Annotated in this window: 1 pseudogene; it reads left to right on the plus strand. The window is 51.1% G+C overall.

The features are described 5' to 3' along the window. Positions 1-708 (plus strand): annotated as a pseudogene (locus tag ACXAG7_RS19910) (hypothetical protein); the annotation flags it as partial.

The raw sequence follows: 708 nt of genomic DNA on the forward strand, positions 1-708 counted from the left end.
CAGCAACCGCACCATGTACCACAGCAGCAACAGCTCAGGTAGTGGTAAGCGAGCAAGCTTTACCAAATGCGGGAACTAACGGAACACTTACTATCTGTGCAGGAAGCACCGTAACATCGGCACAGTTATTTGCAGCCTTAGGCGGAAGTCCAGCTGCAGGCGGAACTTGGTCACCAGCATTAGCAGGGGCTAATACCTATACATATACCGTAGCAGCAACTGCACCATGTACCACAGCAGCAACAGCTCAGGTAGTGGTAAGCGAACAGGCTTTACCAAATGCCGGAACTAACGGAACACTAACGATCTGTGCAGGAAGCACGGTAACATCAGCACAGTTATTTGCAGCCTTAGGCGGAAGTCCTGCTACCGGCGGAACTTGGTCACCAGCATTAGCAGGCGCTAATACCTATACGTATACCGTAGCAGCAACCGCACCATGTACCACAGCAGCAACAGCTCAGGTAGTGGTAAGCGAGCAAGCTTTACCAAATGCGGGAACTAACGGAACACTTACGATCTGTGCAGGAAGCACGGTAACATCGGCACAGTTATTTGCAGCCTTAGGTGGAAGTCCAGCGACAGGCGGAACTTGGTCACCAGCATTAGCAGGGGCTAATACCTATACGTATACAGTAGCAGCAACCGCACCATGTACCACAGCAGCAACAGCTCAGGTAGTGGTAAGCGAACAAGCTTTACCAAATG

The sequence above is a fragment of the Tenacibaculum sp. AWR4_210 genome, from assembly GCF_056160945.1.